Here is a 19,487-nt window from a genome sequence, read left to right on the forward strand (position 1 = left end):
CGGTCACACGTCTGCGAGTCCGGCGTCACACTCATCCGCCCACCGGTCGTGGGGGACCCTTCATGAGGACAAACCGGTCATTATGGGATGAGCAAGGCACCTGAATCGTCGAGTCAAAATACACCTCATCGGACAGTGCTCTCACCACAGGCACACCGCGAGCGCTCCTGGGCTACCGTTGACCAAGTCTTGGACCGGACATGGAACCCGACCTCCCCAAGGCGACGTCCAACTCTCTGCGGCAAACCGCCGCGCGAAGCACCCCACCTACCAGGATCCAATAGAGTCCTTGCCATGAGCCAGCCGGAATCCGCGGTCGCGGACGCCCAGGCGGGCGGCCGCAGCGGAGAACCGCTGAGCAAGCTCGCCAAGCGATACGGGCTTCGCCGTGCCATCGCACGGCCGAGGTTCCACGCCTACCTGCGCCAACTCTGGGAGCGGCGACACTTCATCAAGACGTACGCGACCTCGCGCAACGTCTCGAAGTACAGCAGCTCGGCGCTCGGCCAGCTGTGGCAGGTGCTGACGCCGCTGCTGAACGCCGGCATCTACTACCTGATGTTCGGCCTCATCCTCGGCGGCAAGGGCACCATCGAGAACTACACGGCCTTCCTCCTCACGGGAATGTTCGTCTTCACCTATACACAGCGGTCGGTGACGGCGGGCGCCAAGTCGGTCTCGGGCAACCTCTCGCTGATCAGAGCCCTGCACTTCCCGCGCGCGGCGCTGCCCCTGGCGTACACGATCCAGGAGCTCCAGCAGCTCGTCATCTCCATGGGCATCCTGCTGGCGATCGTCGTCGTCACCGGCGAGTTCCCCACCCTGTTCTGGCTGATGATCCCGGTCGCGCTGCTGCTGCAGACGATGTTCAACGTGGGCGCCAGCCTGGTCATGGCCCGCGTCGGCTCCGCCGTGCGCGACATGAACCAGCTGCTGCCCTTCATCATGCGCACCTGGCTGTACGCCTCCGGCGTCTTCTTCTCCATCCAGGAGAAGGTGGTCTCACCCGACGGCGCGGGCCTGCCGCAGTGGGTCGCGGACATCATGTACGCCAACCCCGCGGCCTCGTACATCGAGTTCATGCGCGACATCCTGATCGACGACCACAGTCCCCGTCCGTGGGTCTGGATGAGCTGCGTATTCTGGGCAGTGTTCGCACTCGCCTTCGGCTTCTGGTACTTCTGGCGCGCCGAGGAGAGGTACGGCCGTGGCTGAGTTGACGGAGGAGCTGTCCCAAGTGAAGGCTGAGGAGCCCGGCGTCCCCAACAAGGACGTCAGGGTCCACCCCAACCCGGAGCCCCCCGCTCCCACGACGGGTACTCCCACCGTCATCGTCGACGACCTCCACATCGTCTACCGCGTCTACGGCGCCACCTCCGACCACGAGAAGGGCAACGCGGTCAACGCCCTCATGCGCATGGTCAAGCGCCAGGGGCGGCCGCAGATGAAGGAGGTCCACGCGGTCAAGGGCGTCACGTTCGTGGCCTACCACGGCGACGCCATCGGCATCGTGGGCCGTAACGGCTCGGGCAAGTCCACGCTCCTGCGGGCCATCGCCGGCCTGCTGCCGCCCCACTCGGGCGCGGTCTACACCGACGGCCAGCCGTCCCTGCTCGGCGTCAACGCCGCGCTGATGCGCGAGCTGACCGGCGAGCGCAACATCGTGCTGGGCTGCTACGCCATGGGCATGACCCCCTCGCAGGTCAAGGAGAAGTACGACGAGATCGTCGACTTCTCCGGCATCGGTGACTTCGTACAGCTGCCGATGTCCACCTACTCCTCCGGCATGGGCGCCCGCCTGCGCTTCGCCATCTCCTCGGCCAAGACGCACGACGTGCTGCTGATCGACGAGGCCCTGGCCACCGGTGACCGGGAGTTCCGCAAGAAGAGCGAGAAGCGGATCAAGCAGATCCGCGAGTCGGCCGGCACGGTGTTCCTCGTGGCCCACGACCTCAAGGTGATCGAGGAGACCTGCAACAGGGTCATCTGGCTGCACAAGGGCAAGATCAGGATGGACGGTGACCCCAAGGAGGTCATCGCCGCCTACAACAAGGGCTGAGCCGGGGCCTCCCGGCAAAGACCCGCCGGGTACCGGGAAGCCGATCACCATCGCCGCCCTTCCGGGTGGAAGATGGGAGACGGTAAGCCCGCGTACTCACCGGAGGTGCATCTTGCCCGCACAGCCGCCCATTCCTTACGACTTCCTGCCCGAGGTCCCCGCCCTGACCGTCGAGAGCGACGACGTCCGCGACGGGGAGCGCCTGCCCGACGCCCACGTGTTCGACGACTGGGGCATGACAGGCCAGAACCTCTCGCCCCACCTGCGCTGGTCGGGCGCCCCCGAGGGCACCAGGAGCTTCGCGGTCACCTGCTTCGACCCCGACGCCCCCACCGGCAGCGGCTTCTGGCACTGGCTGCTGTACGACATCCCCGCCGACGTCACCGAACTGCCCACCGGCGCCGGCACCGCCGACTCCAAGACCGGCGTCCATGCGCGCAACGACTACAACACCAAGGCGTACGGCGGAGCCGCCCCGCCGCCCGGCCACCCGCACCGGTACCTGTTCGCCGTCCACGCGCTGAGCGTCGATTCGCTCGGCATCGACCCCGACAGTCCCGCCGCCGTGGTCGGCTTCAACATCACCGCGAACACGCTGGCCAGAGGCTTTATCGCACCTGTGTACGAAACCTGAGCGACGCCCCGGGAAAGGCCTGACACCGCCCTCGCCGTTCCGATATGATTCGAACGCTGTTTCGAGCTGAGGAACATGATGGAGTGGGGGCGCGCGATGCGAGAGCTGTCGACCGCGATTGACCACCTGGCCATCGAGGATCCGTCCGAGATCCCCAGGGCCGAGCTCGCCGAGCAACTGATCGAGCTGCACTGGCAGATGGCCAGGCTCCAGGCCCAGATCGCCCGGCGTACGGGCGTCCGCATCACCTGACCCGTATCCGCCCTCTCCCGCCGCCGCGACCGCCCTGAAGCGCTGTCGCGGCCGCTGAGGACGACCCGCCGTCCTGCCGTCCAGCCCCGCCGGTCTCTCGGTCGCCGCGACCGGCGCGGCTCACCGCCGTCCACGCGCCACGGCCACCTCCCGCGGGTGGCCGGGCCGTACGCCCGGCCACCACCACGGCGACCTGGCCCACAAACGACCCGCACCGGCATTCCCGCCCGCTCACCGGAGCGGGAGTCCCAGAGACCGGTCTGCGCCCCCTCGGCTCCTGCCGGAAGTCGGGGTTGCGCCGCTCACCCACCGCTTGCCGGAAGGCCACGGTCCGTCGAAAGCCGCGGTTCCTGATGCCGCTCCACCCCGTCCGAAGGGGCGGGGTTCCTGATACTGCTCCGCCCCCGTCCGGACGGGCGGGATTCCTGATACTGCTCCGCCCCCATTCGGACGGGCGCGGTTCCTGATACTGCTCCGCCCCCATTCGGACGGGCGCGGTTCCTGATGCCGACCCGCCCGCCGGACGGCAAGGGTTTCTGATGCCGCTTCATCGCCCGCCGGACGGCGAGGTTTCCTGATGTCGCTCGGCTGCCGGCTGGACGGGCGGGCTCGCCCGCCGCTCCGTCGGCGCGCGGGTGGTGGCGTGGCGGACATGGCGAAACCGGTGGCCTGACCCAGGGCCACCGGTTTCGTGGAGCCAGCCGTGCCGGCCCGCGTCATGGAGGAGGAGTGGCGGTCGACCTGTGAGCCGACCGGCGGGCGGTCCGTCCCGTGAGCCCGTGGCTCACGCCCGCCGGCCGAGTCGGCGCCAGGTGCCGCCGGCTCTCCCTCCGGCTCCCGATCACCGCCGCCCGTTCGACGTTCCGTCCCAACGTCGTCGAACGGTCGTGGTTCACGGGCGCCGTCGCGGCGCGTAAGGAGCGCTCCCGGGAGCGGCCCTCCGGCTGGCCCCGGCCATGCGCCTGCGCAAACGCGCTCGGCCGGGCTTGCCGTACGGTGTCACGCCCGCCAGCACCGGTGATGACGCGCGGTTGCGGCCCTACCGGCACCTGGGAGGACGTGCCCGCGGTCAAGAAGTGTGTGCTGGGGTGCGACCCCCGTCAGGTGAGGTGTCGCGCGGCCGTGAGGCCGCCGCGTGTCCTCGGCTCAGTTCTCGGCGTGGAGGTCGGTCGTCTGGGCGACCGACTCGGCGACCCCACCCTGGGTCTCGCCGGCCGAGCTGACGACCCTGTTGGTGTTGTTGTCGACGACGTCGGTGGAGGCATCGACGAGCGGGGCGATCTCGTCGAGCGAAACGGCGTTCACCAGGCCGGGCAGCGTGTCGGCGATCGGCGCGGCCTCGACGGGCGCCACCTCGCGGACCACGGGCGCCAGCCTGGGACCCGTGCGGCCCTCCTCGGCGGCGTCCTTGCGGCTCCTCATCCCCTCGCGGGAGGCCTCGGCCGTGTCGCTGTCGCTGTCGGCGTCGATGAGGTCGGCCACGTCGATGATCGGGTTGTCGGTGGGGTACTCCTCGCCCGTGGTGGCCTCGTAGACCTCCTTGGGGGAGATCCCCAGCACCCACTTGACGAAGCGGTCGACCTCCTCGTAGGGGCCGCCGGCCTCGGTGGACTGCGTCACCGTCGCGAGGTCCTGGCCGTTGAGCAGGGAGCCGCCCGTGGCCGAGGCGGCCGGGCCCAGCGTCCTGTCGGCGAGCTCGTTGTCCGTCCGCAGCGAGACGCGCTCGGCGAACGGCGGGAGGTTGTTCAGGCCTGCCGCCTGCTTGACGCCGAAGGACTCGACGATGCCGCTCCCGTCGACGCGGACGGAGGTGTCGGCCTGCGCGGGCACCGCCACAGCCGCGGCGAGCCCGCAGACGGCGACGGCTACCGCTGCCTTGATAATTCGCTTCATGATTGCCTTCCCGGCTCTTTTTCGATTCGCGTCGTTCGATATTCGAATCGCGATTCGAAGTCCCCGAAAGCCGGCGTGCACGCTATGGGCGCCACAGGGAGCGCGCGCCGTCCGGCTGAGCTACCGACGCAGTTCTATCACCACCGCGAACGGCCGGGAGCCCCGGGAAACACGGGCCCCACCGCAGTTGGAGCCCCAGCATGGGATCAAGAGGGAGGTCGACAAGTCCGGACATAGGGAGGGTGGATTTCGGATATTCCCCCGACGCCCAACCAGTCGATCAAGGGAGTGCCACCGGCCCGTTACAACGGCACGGGAAACAAATGCCACGGGCCGGGGGCTCAGATTTTTCCGTAGCGGGATATCCGCTTGACCGCTCAGGCCGGCAGGAGAGCTTCCTCCGTGACCGCCTCCCACGGGAATCGATCGGCGAAGGCGGGCCGCAGGTCAGTCAGCCACACGGCCGTCGGGTCGTAGCGGGCGAAGAACGGCCTGGCGACCAAGGAGGGGTCGCGCGACTGGATGAGATGGAGGACGAAGACCTTCTGCCCCGCGATCTCGGTGACGCCGTCGACGCAGACCTTTCCCGGCGTCGCCGACATCGAAGGCCCCCGCACCGTACGGCAGAGCCCCGACACCGACGCGTACGCGTCCCTGAAGACCTCGTAGGCCCTGGCGAGGGGCACGGCGAAGTAGTCCTGCGGTCCCGTGTCCCGCTCGACGAACATGTAGTAGGGGATCATCCCCATCCCGAGCTGCCGGCGCCACATCGACGACCACACCTCGGGATCGTCGTTGATGGACCTGATCAGCGGCGCCTGCGTGCGGATGGTCGCCCCCGAGGCGAGGATGCGCGAGACCGCCTGCCCCACCAGGGGCGAGTCCAGCTCGCGCGGATGGGAGAAGTGGGCCATGAACGCGAGGTTCTTGCCCGCCGCGGTGACGCTCTCGAACAGGCGCAGCGTGTCGTCGGCGTCGGGGTCGGTGGTGAAGCGCTGCGGCCAGTAGGCCAGGGACTTGGTGCCGATGCGGATCGACTCCAGCTGCTCGATCTCCAGCAGCGGCTCGACGTAGCGCCTGAGCACGGGCTCGCCCATGATCATGGGGTCGCCACCCGTCAGCAGCACGCTGGTGACCTCGGGGTGCGCGCCGAGGTAGGACACGAGCTGGTCGACGTCGTCGGAGGCGAACTTGAGGTCCGCGTCGCCGACGAACTGCGCCCACCTGAAGCAGTAGGTGCAGTAGGCGTGACACGTCTGCCCCTGTTTGGGGAAGAAGAGCACCGTCTCCGGATACTTGTGCTGCATGCCGGGCACGGGTTCCGTGCCGATGCGCGGCACGTTGAGCGAGAGCTGCCCCGCCGGGTGCGGGTTGAGTTTCATCCGGACCCTGTTGGCCTCCGCCTGGATCTCCGCGTTCGGCGCCTCGGCCTTCAGGAGGTCGGCGAGCCTGTCCACATCGGGGCTCGGCAGCATGTCCGCCTGGGGGAAGACCAGGCGGTAGAGGGGATCGTCGGGTGCGGCCGACCAGTCGACGAGTTCGTCGACGACGTACGCGTTCGTCCGAAACGGCAGAACTGTGGCCACTGCCCTGACCTTCAGGCGCTCCGTCTCGTCGAGGCCCGCTCGCAGAAGGAGCTCGTCGAGATGCTTGGAGGTGTAGGCCTTGAAGCGTCGCGTTCCCGCTTGATTCAAGATCACTAGGCCTTTCCCATCTTTTTTGTTCGATCGGAGGTAAACCTGTGAGCCCCCTCGCGCGTCTAGGGGCTCTTATTACCGGACGCGGCGGCGGCGCCTTCTGGTTCCACTGAAACCCAAGTTTCCGGCGAGCTTTGACCACTCGCGACATATCGCGAATGGACATACACTGGCGGACTGTGACCGACGACGCAGCAATGCGAGCCTCCGACGCCGACCGCGACCGCGTCGCGGCAGTCCTCGGGGAGGCCCTCGCCACCGGCAGACTCACCAGCGTCGAGCACGCCGACCGGCTCGAGGCCGCCTACACGGCCAAGACCGTCGGCGAGCTCGTCCCCATCACCCGCGACCTGCCCGACATCGCGGCCGGCGCCAGGCCCGCGCTGGTCGAGCAGCAGACCGTGAACGCGGTCTTCAGCAAGGTCATCCGCAAGGGCCGCTGGGTCGCCTCCCGGCACACCAGGCTGAGCGCCACCTTCGGCGCGCTGATCATGGATCTGTCCGACGCCGTCCTGCCCGGAAGGGAGATCACGATCCAGGCCGACGCCCGCTTCAGCAAGATGATCATCCGGGTTCCCGAGAACGCCCACGTCATCGACGAGGGCGCATCGATGTTCGGCAAGCGCAACGTGTCGGGCGGCTCGGGCGGTGACGGGCCGCTGATCCGCGTCACGGGGCGATCGATGTTCGCCAAGCTCATCGTGGCCCGCGGGGTCACTGACTGGAACCTGGCATAACAACCATACGATTCGAACTGTGCCAGAGTCCGAACCGCCGATCGCGCTCGACGCCATGGGCGGCGACCACGCGCCGCACGAGATCGTGGCCGGCGCCGTGCACGCGGTCAGGACGCGCGGCCTGCCGATCGTGCTGGTCGGCTCGCCGCGGGTGCTCTACGAGTCGCTGGCCGACCACGACGCCACCTCCGAGATCCCGATCGTGCGGGCGGAAGAGGCGCTCGCCATGGACGAGGGCGCGCTCGCCAGCCTGCGCCGCCCTCGCTCCAGCATCGCCGTCGCCTGCCACCTGCTCAGGCGGGGCGACGCCTCGGCCGTGGTGTCCGCGGGCTCGACCGGCGGCATCGTCGCCACCGGCAAGCTCCGGCTGAAGGCGCAGCAGTCGGTCATCAGGCCCGCCCTCGCCGTCACCCTGCCCACCAGGCCCACGCCCACGATCCTGCTCGACGCCGGCGCCAACGCCGAGGTCAAGCCGGAGATGCTGGTGCAGTTCGCACACCTGGGCTCCGCCTACGCCGAGACCGCGCACGACATCCGCAACGCCCGCGTCGGCCTGCTCACGATCGGCTCCGAACCCGAGAAGGGCGACAAGCTCGTCAGACGCGCGCACGAGCTGCTGCGGGCCGTACCCGGCATCCACTTCCTGGGCAACGTCGAGGGCCACGAGCTGCTGACGGGCGCGGTCGACGTCATCGTGACCGACGGCTTCACCGGCAACGTCGCGCTCAAGACCATGGAGGGCGCGGTCCGCTACGCCCTCACCGAGCTGCGGGCGTCGGTCAACGAGAGCACGCTGGCCAGGATGGGCGCGCTCATGCAGCGGGCCCGCCTCAGGGACCTGTCGGCCAGGCTCGACTCCGAGGCGTACGGCGGCGCCGCCCTCCTCGGCCTGAACGGCACGGTCGTCATCGCCCACGGCGCCGCCAAGGCCGCCGGCGTCAGCGCCGCCTGCCAGCTCGCCGCGACGCTCTCCCGCAGGGGCATCGTCACGCGCATCGGCGAGCGTCTCGGGACCGGCCATCGCCCCCACCGGCTATGGTGATCGATACCGCGATTTCGGGGGAATTCGGGGGGAACGCGTGGAAGGTCTGACATCTGCCCAGGTGGCGGTCGCCAAGAAGAACACCGTCCCACGCCGGACGAGCAGGTCGCTGTCGGCGATCATCCGGGCCAACGTCCTCACGCTCTTCAACCTGGTCATCGGCGTCCTGTTCGCTCTCATCCTCATCTTCGGCGCCTGGCAGGACAGCCTGTTCGGCCTGGTGATCGTGGCCAACGCGATGATCGGCATCGTCCAGGAACTGCGCGCCAAACGCACGCTCGACCGCCTCGCCGTGGTCAACGAGGCACCCGTCACCGTCCGGAGAGACGGCGCCGACCAGCGCATCCACCCCGGCCAGATCGTGCTGGGCGACCTGGTCCTGCTCGGCCCCGGCGACCGGGTGCTGGTCGACGGGGAGGTCGTCGCGGCCGAAGGGCTGGAGATCGACGAGTCGCTGCTCACCGGCGAGGCCGACCCCGTCCACAAGCGGCCCGGCGACGAGGTCCTGTCCGGCAGCTTCGTCGTCGCCGGCTCGGGCGCCTTCACCGCGACGAAGGTCGGCGAGGACGCCTACGCCGCCAGGCTCACCGAGCAGGCCAGCAGGTTCCACCTGGCCCACTCCGAGCTGCGCGACGGCGTCGCCCGGTTCATCAGGTACATCACCTGGCTGGTCATCCCGATCGGCGCCCTGCTCATCTACAGCCAGGTGCGCAACCACGAGGACTTCGGGTCGGCCATCACCGGCGCGGTCGCCGGCATCGTCACCATGATCCCCGAGGGCCTGGTGCTCATGACCAGCATCGCCTTCGCCGTCGGCGTCGTCCGGCTCGGCCAGCGCGACGCCCTGGTCCAGGAGCTGCCCGCCATCGAGGGCCTCGCGCGGACGGACATCCTGTGCCTCGACAAGACCGGCACCCTCACGGCAGGCGGCATGGACCTCGACGAGGTCATCCCGCTCAAGGAGGACGCCCCCGTCGACGCCGCCCTCGCCGCCCTGGCACACGTCGACCCGCGCCCCAACGCCACCGCCCAGGCCATCCAGGCCGGCTACCCCGAGGCGCCCGGCTGGACCAGCACCGACATCGTGCCGTTCTCGTCGGCCCGCAAGTGGAGCGCCGCCACCTTCGACGGGCACGGCACCTGGTCGCTCGGCGCCCCCGACGTGCTGCTGACCCCCGGCACCACCGCGTACGGCACCGCCGCCGAGCTGGCCGCGACCGGCGCCCGCGTCGTGGCGCTCTGCCGTACCGACGGCAGGGAGCCCGTCGCGCTGGTGACGTTCAAGCAGCGGATCAGGCCCGACGCCCGCCAGACGCTGCGGTACTTCGCCGAGCAGGGCGTCGCCGTCAAGGTCATCTCCGGCGACCACCCCGACGCGGTCGCGGCCATCGCCACCGCGCTCGACATCCCCGGCGGCGACCGCGCCGTCGACGCCAGGACGCTCCCCGACGACGAGGACAAGCTCGCCGAGATCCTGGAGGGCAACACCGTCTTCGGCAGGGTCAGCCCGCAGCAGAAGCGGCAGTTCGTCACCGCGCTGCAGTCGCGCGGCCACACGGTGGCGATGACCGGCGACGGCGTCAACGACGTGCTCGCGCTCAAGGACGCCGACCTCGGCATCGCGATGGGCGCGGGCAGCCCCGCCACCAAGGCGGTCGCGCAGGTCGTGCTGCTGGACAACAGGTTCGCCTCGCTCCCGGAGGTGGTGGCCGAGGGGCGCAAGGTGCTGGCCAACATCGAACGCGTCTCCAACCTGTTCCTCACCAAGACCTTCTACGCGCTCGCGCTGTCGCTCGTGGTCGGCCTGCTCGGCGTCATGTTCCCGTTCGCGCCCCGGCACTCGACCCTGGTCAACGCGCTGACCATCGGCGTGCCCGCCTTCTTCCTCGCGCTCGCGCCGACGGCCGAGCGGTCCCTGCCGGGGTTCGTGCCGCGCGTGCTCCGCTTCGCCGTACCGGCCGGGCTGATCACCGGGGCCGCGGTGATGCTCTCCTTCACGCTCGCCGGCGGCGACCGCACGCCCGCGGTCATCACGCTCTTCCTGGTCACCTGGTGGGTGCTGGTGCTCGTCGCCCGGCCGCTCAACGCCTGGAAGGCCGTGCTCGTCGGGGCGATGGCGGTGCTGTTCGCCGTCGCGCTCGCCGTCCCCGCCACCCGCGTGTTCTTCGAGCTCGGCACGGGTGGCTGGGAGGCCGTCGCCATCTCCGTCGTGGGCGCGGCGTGCATCAGCGTCTCGGTCAGGCTCACCGGTACCCTTGGAACATGACCGACCCGCAGATAGTGCTCACCGAGCGCGTCCAGCGTGCGCTGGCCACCGCGTTCGGCCCCGAGTACGCCGACGCAGACCCGCTGATCCGGCCCTCCCAGTTCGCCGACTTCCAGGCGAACGTCGCGATGAGCCTGGCCAAGCGCCTGCGACGAGCCCCGCGGGAGGTCGCCCAGGAGATCGCTGACCAGCTCTCCGACTTCCCCGGCACGATCGAGGTCAGCGGTCCCGGTTTCCTCAACATCGCCCTGTCCGACGGCTGGGTCACCGGCCAGGCCAACGAGATGCTCGCCGACCCGCGCGCCGGCGTCGGCACGGCCATGCCGCCGCAGCGCATCGTGATCGACTACTCCGCGCCCAACGCGGCCAAGGAGATGCACGTCGGCCACCTGCGCACCACGATCGTGGGCGACGCGATGGCCCGCGTCTACGAGCACCTCGGCAGCACCGTCGTGCGGCAGAACCACCTCGGCGACTGGGGCACGCCGTTCGGCATGCTCATCGAGCACCTGCTCGACATCGGCGAGGCGGCCGCCGTCGCCCAGCTCGAGGCCGGCCAGGGCACCGAGTACTACCAGGCCGCCCGCGTCAAGTTCGACAGCGACGAGTCGTTCAAGGCCCGCTCCCGCCGGCGGGTCACCACGCTCCAGTCGGGCGACCCCGAGACCATGCGGCTCTGGCACGTCTTCATGGACGCCACCATCCGCTACTTCGACAAGGTCTACGACATGCTCGGCGTCACGCTCACCGACGCCGACATCGCCGGCGAGAGCATGTACAACCCGATGCTCGAGAAGACCTGCGACGACCTCCAGGCCATGGGCGTGGCGACCATGAGCGAAGGCGCGCTCTGCCTGTTCCCGCCCGGGTTCACCGGCTCCGACGACAAGCCGCTCCCGCTGATCATCCGCAAGAGCGACGGCGGTTACGGCTACGCCTCCACCGACATGGCCGCGATCCGCTACCGGGTCGAGGACCTCAAGGCCGACCGCGTCCTCTACGTCGTCGGCGCGGACCAGGCGCTCCACTTCCGCATGGTCTTCGCCGCCGCCAAGCAGGCCGGTTGGCTGCCCGACACCGTCTCCGCCGAGCACGTCCAGATCGGCATGATGCTCGGCAAGGACGGCCGCCGCTTCAAGACCCGCTCCGGCGAGTCGGTCAAGCTCACCGACCTGCTCCAGGAAGCCGTCGACCGCGCGTCGGCGGCCATCGCCGAGCGCGGCTACGACGAGGAGACCAAGGCCGAGATCGCCCACGCCGTCGGCATGGGCGCGGTCAAGTACGCCGACCTGTCGATCAGCCACGACAGCGAGTACGTCTTCGACTTCGACCGGATGCTGAGCTTCTCCGGCAACACCGGCCCGTACATGCAGTACGCCACGGCCCGGATCCGCTCCATCTTCCGCAAGGCCGGGGTCGATCCGGCCGACGCGCGCGGCCCGATCGTCCTCGGCGTACCGGCCGAGCGCGCCCTGGCCCTGCACCTGCTCGGCTTCGGCGCGGTCGTCGACCAGGTCGCCACCCTGGTCGAGCCGCACCGGCTCGGTTCGTTCCTGTTCGAGACGGCCAGCCTCTTCAGCACCTTCTACGAGGAGTGCCCCGTCCTGCGCGACGACGTCGACGCCGACACCCGCGCCTCCCGGCTCGCCCTGTGCGCGCTGACCCTGCGGGTGCTCGAAACCGGCCTCGACCTCCTGGGCGTCCCCGTACCCGAGCGCATGTGAGTCGTGGGCGCGCCTCCGCAAGGTTGGCGCGCCCCCCGGCTAGGCTTTACGCGGTCATGGAATGAGGCCGATATTGGGGGAGTTCTCTGCCTTGGCAACGGATCTGACCGCGAGCCCCCAGGCCACCACGGAGCTCCACCGATACGTCGAAGCCCTGCTGGCCAGCCTCGCCGCCGACAGCTCCACGCCACCGGCCGCGCCCACCTTCCAGGACGACCCGGGCTCCTGGCTGCCGCCCGCCGTACAGGCGCTGGCCGCCATCCTCGCTGGCGACGACCCGCTCGAACCGCTGACCAGGGCGGCGGGCCGCGACCAGCAGAACACCGCGCTCTTCCTCTGCCTCGCCCTGGCGGTGGCCGGCCACGGCGACCGCATCCACGCCTCGTGGCTCGGCACCGCCTTCGGCGAGCTGTCCCTCGACCTGCCCCTCCCCCACGGCCAGCGCGCGCTGTGGCTGGCCGCCGCCAGAGGCGCGTACGGCCCGGCCGGCAAGATCTTCGTCCTCCGCAGGCTCGACGCGCTCGCCATCCCCGGCCACACCGAGGCGAACGCGTGGGTGCAGGCCCTGGCCCCGGGCGAGCCCGCGGTCGTCATACCGGCCGCGCTCGTCGACTTCCCCGAGCTGGCCGAGATCCCCGAACTGGCCACGCCCGTCCAGGCCGCGGCCAGGCTGGCCAGGCTCCGCGCCCGCTGCACCGAGATCACCTCGACCCGGCAGGCCGACTCCGAGTCGCGCACCTCGCTCACGAACGCGACCGCCGCCCCCGCCACCGCGTGGGCGGAGGAGGAGCCGCTCGCCGTCCTCCGCACGATGGCCGGGCTCGGCGGCCCTCCCGGACCGATGGGCTCGCTCGTCAGCCACCTGCTCGACGACCTTCGCCCCGGCGCCGACCCCTTCCTGTCCGCCATCGCGCTGCACGTGGCCGCGCCGATCCTGCGCGACGTCGCCGCGAAGCTGGCCGCCGACACCGAACTCCCGCCTCCCGACGCGATCACCGTGCCCGTGCTCGGCCACCGCCTGGAGCTCCGCCCCGAAGGCCCCGACGCGACCTCCATGGCCGCCGCCGAACGCGAGATCGTCGCGGACGGCATGCCCGACCGCGGGCTGCCGTGGCTGCCGTACCTGGCGCTGGCGCTGGCCGTCACGCTCTTCGTCGCCGCCGGGGTCGTGTGGTGGCCGCTCGCGCTGCTCGGCGCCGTCCTGGTCGGCGTGGGTGGATGGCGGCTCTGGCGGCTGCGGCAGGCCCGGCTGTCCGACGCCGCCTACGTCGAAAGGCGCCTGGCCGAGCTCAAGGACCTCGCCGACGGCGCGGTCTGGGCACTGCACGCGTATGCCCGCGAGGCGGAGGAGCGCGCCAAGCAGGCGGCCGAGGACGCCGCCGAGCTCACCCGCCTCCTGCGCCGCGGCCCCCGCGCCGCCTAGCACCGAGCCGCTCGCTCCCGCGCCGCCTGGCACCCAGCCGCTTCCCCCCTCGCGCCGCCCCTCGCCCCCTCGCGCCGCCTGGCACCCAGCCGTTCGCCCCTGCCCCTTTCCTCGGGCCGGCGTGCCGACGCTCCCGCACCGCCGCCGCCCCCCGGGTCCGGTTCTTGCAGGTCGAGGCCCGCTTACCACTACTCGGCGCGCGTCCGGCGAGAGGAGTATGCCGGGCAGTGGTTCCCCGAGCCGCTGCTGGCCGACCCGTACGAGGATCCGGTGCGCTCGGCGGAGCTGGCCGACTCGGTGTCGATGGCGGCGCTGTTGCTGCTGGAACGGCTCAGCCCGCTCGAGCGGGCGGTGTTCGTGCTGCGGGCGGTGTTCGGGTTCGGCTTCGGGGAGGTCGCCTCGCGTTCGTCGCGCCGTTCGTCCGGATCGGCGGTGTCGTGGAGCCGCATGAGGTGAACGGCCAGCCGGGCGCGATCTTCCGCGACCGGGACGGCAAGGTCGTCAACACCCTGGCGCTCGACATCCTCGACGGACAGATCCAGGCGATCCGCGCGGTGATCAACCCCGACAAGCTGCGGCACCTGGGCCCGGTGGCTGACGCCTGGGCGGTCGTTCGCGAGACGAACCAGGCCCGCCGTCCCAAGGACTGACCGCAAGAGCCGGCCACGCTCCGGGTACGCCAACGAGCCGTACGCCGGCCGGCACCGCTACACCCTGGCCGCCTCGACCAGGCGAACGGCAGATCCAACCGGCCGTTGAACGCCATCGACGTGCGGTCCGACGCCGACACGCGGGCAGCCGCCGCACGGAGCAGCGGGCCGGGATGCACGGACCAACGGCCGATCGTGGGCATACGGAAAGGACATGTGCCACCTGACGTGGACATCTGCGCCAGACCAGCCTCCCCAGGACCGGCCCGGCGCACAGTCACACGTCAGGTGCTCTCGATCTCCACATGCGCGGGCGCGAGCAGGAACACCCGGTCCGCGATGCGCTCGATCCGACCGTCGCACCCGTAGGCCAGCCCGGCCGCGAAGTCGACCATCCTGGTGGCCTCCGGCATAGGCATGCCGGTGACGTCCATGATGACCGTCTGCCCCTCGCGGAAATGCTGCCCGATCAACGGTGCGTCGTTGTATTTCAGCGGCTGGACCATCACGATCCGTGACGACTCGACGGTGGACCGCCACCGCTTCGCGGCACGCTCCGACGCCGGCATGTACTCGTCTTCGTACTGCTCGTCGTCGTATCCGTCATCGTATTGGTCGATCCCGCCCAGGCCAAGGTAGCTCACCACCTTGCGCACTGCCCCCATCGGCTTGTCCTTTCCTCAGGAACTCACCGTAATCGGCACGTCCCTACACATTGGACGGTAACCGACGATTCGACGTTCGCCATGCGACACGCCCAACACATATTCCATTTTGTACGGCAAGCGTCCCGGTTTCGACTGGATATCGGCCACCTATAGCATCGAGCTCATGCGCCTGTTCACCGTCGACGCCTTCACTGACACAGCATTCCACGGTAATCCTGCCGCTGTCTGCCTCCTGGAGTCAGCCGCTTCCGACACTTGGATGCAGTCCGTGGCCGCCGAGATGCGGCTCTCCGAGACGGCGTTCCTGCTGGGTAATTCGTTGCGGTGGTTCACTCCGGCGGTCGAGGTATCGCTGTGCGGTCACGCGACGCTGGCCACCGCCCATGTGCTCTATTCCACAGGAGCGGCCAACGGAGAGATCCAATTCGCGACGAAGGGTGGAATCCTCACCGTCAATCGCTCCACCGACGGACTGATCTCGATGGATTTCCCTGCCAAAGAAGTGACGCCGGCCACTGTTCCCGACGGGCTGGAAAAGGCGCTCGGAGCTGCGGTAGCAGGTGTCGGACGCAGCGAGCTCGACCTCCTCGTCGAGCTGGAGTCGGAAGAAGCGGTCCGCTCGCTCGACCCCGACATCACCGCCCTCGAGACCGTCGGCGCGCGCGGCATCATCGTCACCGCCCAGGCCGCCGTTCCAGCCACTGGATCGCCTGCGGCACCAGCCGACGCCACCTCCGCCGCTCCGGACACCGTCCGCTACGACTACGTGTCGCGATTCTTCGCCCCACGCGTCGGCGTCCCCGAGGATCCGGTCACGGGCTCGGCTCATTGTGCCCTCGCCCCCTTCTGGGCGGCTCGCCTCGGCCGGGCCTCGCTGGTCGGCGCCCAGTTGTCGGCCCGCGGCGGCCTCGTCCGTACGACCGCGCGGGGCGACCGGGTGGACCTGGCAGGCCGAGCGGTCACCGTCGTCTCCGGAGAGCTCCTGGTCAACCCGTAAGCACCTCGCCGGCGGCCGGTGACAGGCACGCACCCACGCACGCCCGCCGCCGGCGCAGACACCCTCACGCCACCCACCGTCAGGACCCGCACCCACACGCCCCCACCGTCCGGCCGGGCACCACGCGCCGCCGACCGCCCGGACCGACACCCACACGCCACCACCGTCAGGACCTGCACCCACACGCCCCCCTCCGTCCGGACGGGCACCACGCGCTGCCAACCGTCGGAACGAACGAACACCCGCGCGCCGCGGGCCATCGGGACGGGCGCCCAGGCGCCGCAGGTCACCATCACTTCCGCACACGTCGACCACTTCCGCACACGTCGACCACTTCCGCACACGTCGACCAACCGATCAGGCGGTCAGCGGACCGGTCAGGACGCGCCGCCCCGCTGACCGATCCCCCGCCCAGCCGAACACCGCGTCGTCACTCGGCATGCGGCCCCACACCATCAACACCAGGTCCTCAGCCCTGCCGGACAGCTCGGCCACCGGGGCGCCCGGCCCGTACGTCCACGAACGGCCGATGTCAGAGGCAACCAGCCGCAGCGCGTGATCGGGCGCTTGAGCGCGCCCCCGCACGATCTGGCGCGGCGCCATCACCTCGAACACCTCGGCCACCCCTTCACCCGCCAACTCCGGATCGAGGGGACGGGCCGTACCCGTCGCCCGCTCGGCGTCCCACCGGTGCAGCAGAGCCTCCACACACCGGCGCCGCTGCCAGAACCCGACCGTCGCCGGCGGGTGGAACGTCCACGCCTCGGCCGCCGGGTCGACGTCCAGCGCCGCCAGCAACGTTTGCGACGCGGCGTCGAACCACTCCCTCAACCCGGCGGGATCCCGCGGCGCGGCCGGTGGCACGAAGTCGCCCCGCTTCTCCGTCACTGCCTTGGCGGCCCAGAGGTTCGATCCGCCGAGGTGTTCGGCGAGGTCGCGCAACGTCCAGTCGCCGCAGGACTCGATGGGCGCGGACAGATCACCGTCAAGGCAGGCGCGGAAGGCGTCCAGCTCACGCCGGAGGTGGGGGAGAAAGTCCATGCCAGGCACCGTAGCGGCCGTCTCCGACAATCCGGCGGAGCCAACCACGCGATACGTAGGGGCACCGCCCATGGCATGCGTCGCAGTACTGCAATCTTCCCTATCACTCCCTCAATCCCATAAGTTAGGGACTGATGAAGGAAGAACTGTACTCCGTTGAGCAGGTGGCTCACCGGCTCGGACTGCATGTGCGCACCGTACGCGCCTACATCCGAACCGGCCGCCTCAAAGCGGTACGGATCGGCAAGCAGTATCGGATCGCCCGTGCCGACCTCGAGGCGCTGATCGGGCGGCCGCAGCCGGACCTGGACCAGCCCGCCCACGTCGCGTCGGCGGAGGTGTCGAGCATCGTACAGATCGACGGCGTCGACCGGGCCGCGGCCGACCGGTTGAGCACGCTCGTGCAGGCCGCGGCGAACACCGGTCACGACCCCGCGCACCCTCTACGCGTCCAGACCGTCCACGACGAGGAACAGGACCGGATGAAGCTCGTGATCCTGGGCGGCACCGCCGCCACCGCCGAGATGCTGCGCCTGCTCGACACCGTCCTCTACGGCGACAGCAGCCTGCTCGGCAGGGAGGACGACCGTGCCTGAGTGGATGGCGAGGCAGTAACAGTAAGGAGTCGCATCGAATCAGTGGCACCGACCACCCACCGGATGGACACCCAGTACCTCAAGCCTGGCCCCGATCGCCGGATAGGCATCCAGCACCTCAAGTCTGGCCCCGATCGAAGGCCGGCGTCTCGACATGTACCGACCGTGTGCGGAGGATCCGCGATGATCACTGAACCCAAGCCGCCCCAGGCGATCGCCGCGAACCTGGTGGAGATTCCCGCCGGCGAGATCGTCCTGCGGGACGAGGGCACGAAGACGCACTGGACGGTCGAGGTCGGAGCCTTCCGCATGGCGCCGTATCCCGTGACCTGTGAGGAGTACCACGCCGTCATCGGCGGGGCGACCACCAGCCCGTCGAGGTCGCGAACGCCGGTGACCGAAGTCTCCTGGATGGACGCCGTTCGGTTCTGCAACCGGCTGTCGGCGGCGACGGGGCTCCAACCGTGCTACTCGATGGGGGAAGACCCCGACGGGCAGGACACGGTCTGCGACTGGGAAGCTGACGGCTACCGCCTCCCGTCCGAGGCGGAGTGGGAGTACGCGTGCCGGGCCGGCACATCCGCCGTCCGCTACGGAGAACTGGACGAGATCGCCTGGTATCGCGGGAACTCCGGCGGCGAGGTGCACGATGTCGGGACCAAGGCGCCGAACGCGTGGGGCCTGCACGACATGATCGGCAACGTGTGGGAGTGGTGCTGGGATGTCTACGATCCCAGCGTCTACGGCCCGTATCGCGTCTTCCGCGGCGGTGGCGCGCATGATCGCCCTCGTGGCTGCCGAGCGTCGTGCCGCCGCAAGAGCCACCCGAGCTTCCGCATCGACGACCTGGGCTTCCGCCTCGCCCGCGCACGGTGACGGCAACAGGTTGCGGCTTACCCGGCCCCCGCCATACAGCATTCCGTTGGCTGAGGCCCGCCCACCTTCGGCGACGCAGGGTTCTTTGGCTCGGCCTGCCCGCCCTCTCGCGACGCAGGCTTCTGCCCGCTGCGGCTTGCCCGCCCTCTCGCGACGCAGGGTTCTGTCGGCTGCGGCTTGCCAGTCGCGGCGCAGGGTTGATTGTTCTGCCGACTGAAACTGGCGCCTTCCATGACGCAGGTTTCCATCCCGCAGGCGCATCGTGACCGCCGGGAGCCGCCCCGCTGCCAGGCCGCCGGCGATGGCAGCGCCTCCAAGCTCGCCCACTCGACGGGGCAGGAGCGCCGCCAGTCGTCAAGACCCCCGGACGACACCTGGTGCCCGTTACGGTAGCTCCACAAGCCTGGCGCCGACGTCCCTGCTCATGGGAGCGTCCACGCGCCTGGCCACCGGCGCCCCATGAGGGGAGTCCACGAGACTGCCGCGGACGCACTGGCCCATTACCGTCGCCGGATGCCCATCCTGTCAACCGGGCCCCGGCACCCTGCCACCGCCAACGGGGGCATCGGCACCATGTCGAAGACCGAGCACACCCAGCAAGCCCCGGCCACAACACCACCGGAAAAGCAGAAAGGGCCACCCCAACCGGGATGGCCCTTACTGTAAAGATTGCGCGGCGGCGACCTACTCTCCCACACCCCTTCGAGTGCAGTACCATCGGCGCAGAGAAGCTTAACTTCCGGGTTCGGAATGTAACCGGGTGTTTCCTTCCCGCCATAACCGCCGCAACCCTGAGAGACCGTTTGCTGTCTCAGAATTGCGTAGTGGACGCGAGCAAAAAGCTTTGAGGTCAAGTCCTCGGCCTATTAGTACCGGTCAGCTCCACACGTTACCGCGCTTCCACCTCCGGCCTATCAACCCCATCGTCTATA

General features: G+C 69.8%; 18 protein-coding genes and 2 rRNA genes. 14 read left to right on the forward strand and 6 right to left on the reverse strand.

Going from position 1 to position 19,487, the window contains the following annotated elements; genetic code table 11:
- Positions 1–294 precede the first annotated feature (294 nt).
- The 4 genes from ACWDLG_RS11540 (at position 295) to ACWDLG_RS11555 (ending at position 2,945) form a co-directional block, all read left to right on the forward strand.
- Positions 295–1,215, forward strand: coding sequence for an ABC transporter permease (locus ACWDLG_RS11540; protein ID WP_449918600.1), 921 nt, complete (start codon positions 295–297; stop codon positions 1,213–1,215).
- Positions 1,208–2,059 carry an ABC transporter ATP-binding protein gene (locus ACWDLG_RS11545; RefSeq protein WP_354914221.1) on the forward strand — a complete coding sequence of 284 codons (852 nt, stop codon included), beginning with the start codon at positions 1,208–1,210 and terminating at the stop codon, positions 2,057–2,059. The genes ACWDLG_RS11540 and ACWDLG_RS11545 overlap by 8 nt, the downstream gene beginning before the upstream one ends.
- A 112-nt stretch (positions 2,060–2,171) precedes the next feature.
- A complete protein-coding gene (locus tag ACWDLG_RS11550; RefSeq protein WP_354914219.1) occupies positions 2,172–2,693 on the forward strand; it encodes a YbhB/YbcL family Raf kinase inhibitor-like protein in 522 nt (173 codons plus the stop codon).
- Positions 2,694–2,789: 96 nt separating this feature from the next.
- A complete protein-coding gene (locus ACWDLG_RS11555) occupies positions 2,790–2,945 on the forward strand; it encodes a hypothetical protein (protein ID WP_192781480.1) in 156 nt (51 codons plus the stop codon).
- A gap of 1,146 nt (positions 2,946–4,091) precedes the next feature.
- Here ACWDLG_RS11555 and ACWDLG_RS11560 read toward each other — a convergent pair.
- A complete protein-coding gene (locus tag ACWDLG_RS11560; protein ID WP_449918604.1) occupies positions 4,092–4,838 on the reverse strand; it encodes a hypothetical protein in 747 nt (248 codons plus the stop codon).
- A gap of 377 nt (positions 4,839–5,215) precedes the next feature.
- Positions 5,216–6,538: a KamA family radical SAM protein gene (locus ACWDLG_RS11565; RefSeq protein WP_449918606.1), complete on the reverse strand. Its 1,323-nt coding sequence runs from the start codon at positions 6,536–6,538 to the stop codon at positions 5,216–5,218.
- Positions 6,539–6,714: 176 nt separating this feature from the next.
- Between ACWDLG_RS11565 and ACWDLG_RS11570 the strand changes: the two genes are divergently transcribed.
- From ACWDLG_RS11570 to ACWDLG_RS11600, 7 genes are all read left to right on the forward strand, one after another.
- The gene (locus tag ACWDLG_RS11570; RefSeq protein ID WP_449918608.1) at positions 6,715–7,272 is read left to right on the forward strand and encodes a DUF1707 SHOCT-like domain-containing protein; all 558 of its coding nucleotides are present in this window, start codon (positions 6,715–6,717) and stop codon (positions 7,270–7,272) included.
- Positions 7,253–8,314 (forward strand): phosphate acyltransferase PlsX, encoded by a 1,062-nt coding sequence (plsX, locus tag ACWDLG_RS11575; RefSeq protein WP_449918668.1) that lies wholly within the window; start codon positions 7,253–7,255, stop codon positions 8,312–8,314. Before ACWDLG_RS11570 ends, plsX begins: the two co-directional genes overlap by 20 nt.
- 37 nt (positions 8,315–8,351) lie before the next feature.
- A complete protein-coding gene (locus ACWDLG_RS11580) occupies positions 8,352–10,580 on the forward strand; it encodes an HAD-IC family P-type ATPase (protein ID WP_449918610.1) in 2,229 nt (742 codons plus the stop codon).
- Positions 10,577–12,304 carry an arginine--tRNA ligase gene (gene argS, locus ACWDLG_RS11585; RefSeq protein WP_449918612.1) on the forward strand — a complete coding sequence of 576 codons (1,728 nt, stop codon included), beginning with the start codon at positions 10,577–10,579 and terminating at the stop codon, positions 12,302–12,304. The genes ACWDLG_RS11580 and argS overlap by 4 nt, the downstream gene beginning before the upstream one ends.
- Before the next feature lie 91 nt (positions 12,305–12,395).
- Positions 12,396–13,727: a hypothetical protein gene (locus ACWDLG_RS11590; protein WP_449918615.1), complete on the forward strand. Its 1,332-nt coding sequence runs from the start codon at positions 12,396–12,398 to the stop codon at positions 13,725–13,727.
- Between the two features lie 270 nt (positions 13,728–13,997).
- Positions 13,998–14,183, forward strand: coding sequence for a sigma factor-like helix-turn-helix DNA-binding protein (locus tag ACWDLG_RS11595; RefSeq protein ID WP_449918617.1), 186 nt, complete (start codon positions 13,998–14,000; stop codon positions 14,181–14,183).
- Positions 14,180–14,377 carry a hypothetical protein gene (locus tag ACWDLG_RS11600; RefSeq protein WP_449918620.1) on the forward strand — a complete coding sequence of 66 codons (198 nt, stop codon included), beginning with the start codon at positions 14,180–14,182 and terminating at the stop codon, positions 14,375–14,377. Before ACWDLG_RS11595 ends, ACWDLG_RS11600 begins: the two co-directional genes overlap by 4 nt.
- Positions 14,378–14,661: 284 nt before the next feature.
- Here the strand turns inward: ACWDLG_RS11600 and ACWDLG_RS11605 are convergent, their stop codons facing one another.
- Entirely contained in the window at positions 14,662–15,042 is a 381-nt protein-coding gene (locus ACWDLG_RS11605) for a cell division protein SepF (protein WP_354914201.1), read from the reverse strand.
- 166 nt (positions 15,043–15,208) lie between these two features.
- On the opposite strand from ACWDLG_RS11605, the gene ACWDLG_RS11610 reads away from it, so the two are divergent.
- Positions 15,209–16,042, forward strand: a complete 834-nt coding sequence (locus tag ACWDLG_RS11610; RefSeq protein ID WP_449918623.1) for a PhzF family phenazine biosynthesis protein — start codon at positions 15,209–15,211, stop codon at positions 16,040–16,042.
- A gap of 357 nt (positions 16,043–16,399) precedes the next feature.
- On the opposite strand, the gene ACWDLG_RS11615 is transcribed toward ACWDLG_RS11610, so the two are convergent.
- The gene (locus tag ACWDLG_RS11615) at positions 16,400–17,083 is read right to left on the reverse strand and encodes a maleylpyruvate isomerase family mycothiol-dependent enzyme (RefSeq protein ID WP_449918626.1); all 684 of its coding nucleotides are present in this window, start codon (positions 17,081–17,083) and stop codon (positions 16,400–16,402) included.
- Positions 17,084–17,217: 134 nt separating this feature from the next.
- On the opposite strand from ACWDLG_RS11615, the gene ACWDLG_RS11620 reads away from it, so the two are divergent.
- Positions 17,218–17,679 (forward strand): helix-turn-helix domain-containing protein, encoded by a 462-nt coding sequence (locus ACWDLG_RS11620; protein ID WP_449918628.1) that lies wholly within the window; start codon positions 17,218–17,220, stop codon positions 17,677–17,679.
- 183 nt (positions 17,680–17,862) lie between these two features.
- Positions 17,863–18,555: a formylglycine-generating enzyme family protein gene (locus ACWDLG_RS11625; protein ID WP_449918630.1), complete on the forward strand. Its 693-nt coding sequence runs from the start codon at positions 17,863–17,865 to the stop codon at positions 18,553–18,555.
- Between the two features lie 671 nt (positions 18,556–19,226).
- Here ACWDLG_RS11625 and rrf read toward each other — a convergent pair.
- Positions 19,227–19,343, reverse strand: a 5S ribosomal RNA gene (gene rrf, locus ACWDLG_RS11630).
- 58 nt (positions 19,344–19,401) lie between these two features.
- Positions 19,402–19,487, reverse strand: a 23S ribosomal RNA gene (locus tag ACWDLG_RS11635); the annotation flags it as partial.

The sequence above is a fragment of the Nonomuraea sp. NPDC003727 genome (assembly GCF_053586935.1).